We start from the raw sequence: 5565 nt of genomic DNA, 5'->3' as shown, positions 1-5565 counted from the left end.
GATTGACTCGATGCAATTGGGCTGCGATCGCATCCAAGGTATTAGCACTAGCCTCCGCACTTTTTCTAGAGTTGACAAAGACTACAAAGTTCCTTTTAATATCCACGAGGGCATCGACAGCACGATTTTAATTCTCAAATATCGATTGAAAGCGAACGACGAGCGACCCGCGATTGAAGTAGTTAAAGACTACGGCAATATTCCGGCGATCGAATGCTTCCCAGGCCAGCTTAACCAGGTATTTATTAATATTCTGGCCAATGCGATCGATGCACTGGAAGAGTCAAATATCAATCGCAGCTTTGCAGAAATTAAGGCTAATCCTAATCGAATTACCATTCAAACTACCTTAGCAGATAATCAGGTGAAAATTAGTATTGCTGATAATGGTCAGGGGATGAACGAAGAAGTTAAAGCCCAAATATTTGACCATTTATTTACGACAAAAGCAGTCGGGAAAGGGACGGGTTTGGGATTAGCGATCGCGCGTCAAATTGTCGTCGAAAAACATCAGGGACAAATTACCGTTAATTCTCTACCTAGTGAGGGTACTGTGTTTGAGATCACTCTCCCTGTTAAATAATAGAATAGCATATAATAAAACATTCTAATTCACCTGTTATCTAATCGAGAATGAACGAATTATGAACCCGCACCCAAAGTTATCAGGCTATCAAATAACAGAAAAACTTTATATAGGGACTCGTACTCTTGTTTACCGAGGCATCCGTACTAGCGACCAACAACCAATCGTCATCAAAATACTGCGAAACGAATACCCCAGCTTTAATGAACTCATCCTATTTTGCAACCAATATACCATTACTAAAAATCTCGACTTCTCTCAGATCGTCAAACCCCTGACTTTAGAAGTCTACCAAAATAGCTATGCCTTAGTCATGGAAGATTTTGGTGGAGTCTCCCTCTCTGCTTATCGACCGAGGGCAAAAGATGCCAGCAAAATCAATAAAATTTTACCGATAGCAGAATTTCTCCAAATCGCCATACAACTGACAGATATTCTCCACTATCTCTACCAAAACCGCATCATTCACAAAGATATTAAACCTGCTAATATTCTCATTAATCCAGATACGAAAGAAGTCAAATTAATTGACTTTAGTATTTCTTCTCTGCTACCACGAGAAACCCAGGAAATCCAAAATCCCAATGTCTTAGAAGGAACCTTAGCCTATATCTCTCCCGAACAAACCGGGAGAATGAATCGAGGGATTGACTATCGGAGTGACTTTTATTCTCTGGGTGTGACTTTATTTGAATTACTCGCCGGAAAGTTACCTTTTGAATCCAATGACCCAATGGAATTAGTCCATTCTCATATTGCCAAACAACCAGCACTTTTAGAAGGGAATCGGAAAGAAAAAATCCCGCAGGTGGTGGCAGATATAGTGATGAAATTGATGGCAAAAAATGCGGAAGACCGATATCAAAGTGCCTTGGGGCTGAAATTCGATTTAGAAAAATGTTTGCATCAGCTACAAGAAACTGGTGAGATTAATAATTTTCCCATTGCTCAAAGAGATGTGAGCGATCGCTTCATCATCCCCGACAAACTCTACGGACGGGAAAACGATGTTCAGTCGTTGCTGAAAGCCTTCGAGCGTGTTGCTAGCGGCAGTTCTGAACTGATACTGATAGCTGGTTTATCTGGTATTGGCAAAACTGCGGTAGTGAATGAAGTCCACAAACCCATCACCCGACAGCGCGGCTATTTCATCAAAGGCAAGTATGACCAGTTCAATCGCAACATTCCGTTTTCAGCCTTTGTCCAAGCTCTTCGCAGCTTGATGGGACAAATACTGAGCGCATCCGATGTAGAACTATCTAGCTGGAAGGAGCAAATTCTGGTTGCTGTTGGTGAAAATGGACAAGTTTTGATTGAAGTCATTCCCGAACTAGAACAGATCATTGGTTCCCAACCCCCGGTAATTAAGCTAGTTGGTAGTGCATCTCAGAATCGGTTTAATCTGCTGTTTGGCAAATTTATTCAGGTATTTATAAAGGAAGAACATCCCTTAGTGATTTTCCTCGATGATTTACAGTGGGCTGATTCCGCTTCTTTGAACCTGTTGAAATTGTTGATGAGCGAGTTGGAAGCAGGCTATCTACTCGTACTCGGAGCTTATCGGGATAATGAAGTTTTTCCAGCCCATCCCTTGATGCTAACCCTCAATGAGATTAGACAACGAGGTGTCAATCTCAACACTCTAACGTTGGGTTCTTTGCATGAATCAGATATTACCTGTTTAGTTGCCGATACATTGCAGTGTTCCCATGAGATCGCTGCGCCACTTTCGCAGTTCGTCTACCAAAAAACTCAGGGGAACCCATTTTTCACTATTCAGTTTTTATACGGACTGCATGATGAAGAATGTATTATTTTTCATCATTTCTCTGGTCAGTGGCAGTGTAACTTAACCCTGGTGAAACAATTAGCTTTAACGGATGATGTTGTGGAATTTACCATCCGACGATTGCGGAGGCTTCCAGGAGCAACACAGGAAGTATTAAAGTTAGCGGCGTGCATTGGTAATCGATTTGATTTAGAAACATTAGCAATAGTCTGTGAAGCTACTCAAGATAGTGTGGCCGTAAAGTTGTGGCAATCGCTTCAAGATGGGTTAGTCATTCCAGAAAACTCAACCTACAAGTTTTTCTACGGCAATGAACGCGATCTAGAAGATGTAGAAGCGGTTAATAACATCACCGTTAGTTATCTGTTTCTCCACGATCGCATCCAGCAAGCGGCTTACTCTCTCATTCCTGAAGGTTTAAAGCAAGCCACTCACTTCAAAATTGGCAAACTTCTGCTGGCTGATGGTTCGCCAGAGGAACAAGGTAACAAAATTTTTGCGGTCGTCAATCATTTAAATGAGGGTTTTGAACTGCATGAAAGCCAGGAAGAACGTTTAGAACTTTTACGGCTAAACTGTATTGCAGGGACAAGGGCTAAAGAGTCTACTGCCTATGGAGTTGCTGTGAACTACTTTACGGTAGCTCAACGCTTGTTACCTCCAGATAGTTGGCAGCAAGACTACGAAAAGTCTCTAGAAGTTTATTTCAATCTTGCAGAAGTTCAGTATTTGTCCGGGGATTTCCAATCTTCTCTAGCCCTTGTTGAAACAATCTCTAGCTTTGCTAGACGACAACTTGAAAGAGCCGAAGCCTTTAACCTAGCGATTATGATGTTCACCTTGCAGGGTCAGTACCTGCAAGCACTTCGGTATGGACAAAAGGCATTATCTTGCTTGAATTTTGATTTATCAGAAATAGACTTACCAGAGCAAATTGAATCTTACCAACGTGAGATTCAATTGAAATTAGCGAATCGTAAGCCAGAGCAGCTAGTCGATCAACCAGAGGCTACCGATCCAGAGAAATGCCTGATTATCAAAATCCTGAATAATTTAATCGTACCCGTTTATGTTCTACAGAAGGGAGAGCTATACTTTATCGTTGCTTTATCAATGGTTTCAGTATCGCTTAACTTTGGCGCGATCGGTGAATCAGGAAACGGATTTTCAGCCTATGGAATGTATCTGGGATTTTATCATGGCGACTATCAATTGGGCTATGAATTTGGAGTTTTGGCAGTGAGTTTAGCCAGACGATTTAAGCAAGCAGATAATCTCTGCAAAGCTTGCTATATGCTAGGGAATAATCTCCTTTCTTGGGTGCGTTCCTTGCGTTGTTCAGGGCCAATCTTTGATGAAGGATTAGTTGCTGGACTACAGTCGGGGGAGATGGTTTTCTCAGGCAATCTTTTAATGTACAAGCTGCTCAATCCATTTTATGCAGGAGAAAGCCTATTAGAAGTTGAGCAAAATCTTCCTGAATATTTAAGGTTTTCCGCCAAGAAACTTAACTATCAACTGGCTGTGGATGTCATTACTGGATTAAACATTTGGCTTGCTGAACTTACAGCTAGTCCTGCAAAGAATCTCCCGACTGAGCAGCAGCATCTTGAGGTATGTAGGATAAATAACAGCGACTATGCAATTTGCCATTATTTGATTCTAAAAACTAAAGTTCTATGTTTTTATGGGCGCTATGCAGAGGCCGTGGAATCAGCACAGGGAGCTGAAAACTTAGTTGGTACAATTACTGGCAAATATCAGGTTGCAGCTCTTAATTTCTATCAATCTATTGCGATCGCTGAATACTGTTGGAGTCATTCTCTAGGTCTAGACAATAGTTACATCCAAAAAGTTAAATCAAACCAAGCCCAACTCAGTATATGGGCTGCTAGTTGCCCGGAAAACTTTGCTCATAAGTACGCTCTAGTTAATGCTGTTTTAAGCATTTTATCGGGACAAAAAGCAGAAGCAATTGAACTGTTCGATCGTGCGATCGCTCTTGCCAAAGCCTACGAATATATCCAAGAAGAAGCACTGGCTAACGAATTAGCGGCAAAGTTTTACCTAGATTGGGGCAAAAAGGGTATAGCTGGAGAATACATGACCAACGCCTACTATGCCTATGCTCGCTGGGGTGCAAAAGCCAAGATTGCCGATTTAGAAAAACGCTATCCGCAATTACTTGCCCCCATATTAAAGCAAACCTCTTCTCCTCTTTCTACTAGTGAAACTATTTTCTCCTTGGGGAATGTCACATTCACCAATTCTGCCACTTCTAGCAGCAGTATCTCAGATACCCTAGATTTAAAAACCCTTCTCAAAGCTTCCCAAACTCTTTCATGCGAAATCGAATTTGAAAAACTTATATCATCGTTGCTTGAAATCGTCATCAAAAATGCCGGAGCTGATAAATGCGTGTTGATGCTGTTGCGAGACAATCGCCTGCTAATTAAAGGCTCAATTACCGAGGGAACGCAACCATTAATGTTACAAAAGATTGCCGTTGAGGAAAGCCAGGAGATTCCCGTGAAGCTCATTTACAAAGTCAAGCACAACAATCAGACTGTTGTTTTAGTGGATGCGACAGCAGATCCCACCTTAGTTAACGATCCCTATATTATCCGTCAGCAACCTAAGAGTATTTTGTGTAGTCCGATTTTGCATCAAGGGAAATTACTGGGCATTTTATATCTAGAAAATAATTTAGTAACGGGGGCGTTTACAAGCGATCGCGTCGAGCTACTGAATCTACTTTGCGCTCAAGCCGCTATCTCCCTAGAAAATGCGCGACTTTATGAACAGTCACAAACCTATTCCCAACAGCTAGAACAAGCCTTATATGACTTGCAGCAAACCCAATTGCAAATGATTCAAAGCGAAAAGATGTCTGCTTTGGGTAATTTGGTTGCTGGCGTGGCTCATGAAATTAATAACCCCGTTGGCTTTATTGCTGGCAATTTGAATGAAGCTAAATCCACCGTTCAAGACTTAGTGGAGCATCTCAATCTCTATCGCGATCGCGCCCCAGAAACAGAGATTACCGACCATGCCGAAGATATCGATTTAGGTTACATCATCGAAGACTTGCCTAAAATGATTGACTCGATGCAATTGGGCTGCGATCGCATCCAAGGTATTAGCACTAGCCTCCGCACTTTTTCTAGAGTTGACAAAGACTACAAAGTTC

General features: G+C 41.7%; 2 protein-coding genes. Both read left to right on the top strand.

What is annotated here, in order from left to right:
• The coding region (locus PN499_RS03400; protein WP_272030278.1) for a sensor histidine kinase at nt 1-583 on the top strand (583 nt) is incomplete at its 5' end.
• A gap of 61 nt (nt 584-644) precedes the next feature.
• On the top strand, nt 645-5565 hold a 4921-nt coding region (locus PN499_RS03395; RefSeq protein WP_272030277.1), incomplete at its 3' end, for a trifunctional serine/threonine-protein kinase/ATP-binding protein/sensor histidine kinase.

Source organism: Kamptonema animale CS-326 (assembly GCF_028330895.1).
GTDB lineage: Bacteria > Cyanobacteriota > Cyanobacteriia > Cyanobacteriales > Microcoleaceae > Kamptonema > Kamptonema formosum.
Note: the sequence above shows the minus strand (reverse complement) of the source record. Positions and strands in the feature narration are given on the sequence as shown.